Raw genomic sequence first — 634 nt, 5'->3', positions numbered from 1 at the left:
ACCACACAAACAATTTTTAAACACAAGCGTGATTCACGCCACGGGGGAATTGCGCGCAATGTAGGAAATCAAGATGACAAATTCTACTTTTTTAAAAGAAATGGCAGAAAAATATGGATTTTCTGCTGAAGAATTTCGAACCACAATCATAAAAACTTGTATTGGAGATAAAAATGCTAATGTCATCACTGATGCAGAATTTGCCGTTTTTCTTTTTGTTGCCAATACTTATGGACTTAACCCTTTAACAAAAGAAATCTATGCATTCCCTAAAAAAGGCGGCGGCATCATACCCGTTGTTTCTATCGACGGTTGGATAAAGATCATCAAATCAAATCCTGACTTTGATGGCATGACCTTTCAAGATCAACTCAATGAGAATGGGAATATCATTGCTATCAAATGTGCTATTCGTCTCAAAGGGATTAAAGATCCTATCGAAGTCACCGAATATCTCAAAGAATGCGAACAAGCCCACAGTGACCCTTGGAAAAAATACCCCGCACGTATGTTGCGCCATAAAGCCACTATACAATGTGCTCGCTATGCTTTCGGGCTTTCCGGTATTTATGAAGAAGATGAAGCAAAACGTATCAATGAAACAAACCATAACGTACAAACGAAGTTAGTTTCT

1 protein-coding gene is annotated in these 634 nt (G+C 38.2%); it reads left to right on the top strand.

Features of this window, described 5'->3' with window-relative positions:
* Positions 1–73: 73 nt before the first annotated feature.
* A partial coding sequence (gene bet, locus ACFIKU_RS10160; protein WP_375657437.1) for a phage recombination protein Bet occupies positions 74–634 on the top strand: 561 nt, incomplete at its 3' end.

It is taken from the genome of Bartonella sp. CM120XJJH, from assembly GCF_042194715.1.
Taxonomy (GTDB): domain Bacteria; phylum Pseudomonadota; class Alphaproteobacteria; order Rhizobiales; family Rhizobiaceae; genus Bartonella.
This window is presented reverse-complemented; position numbering and strand designations above follow the sequence as displayed.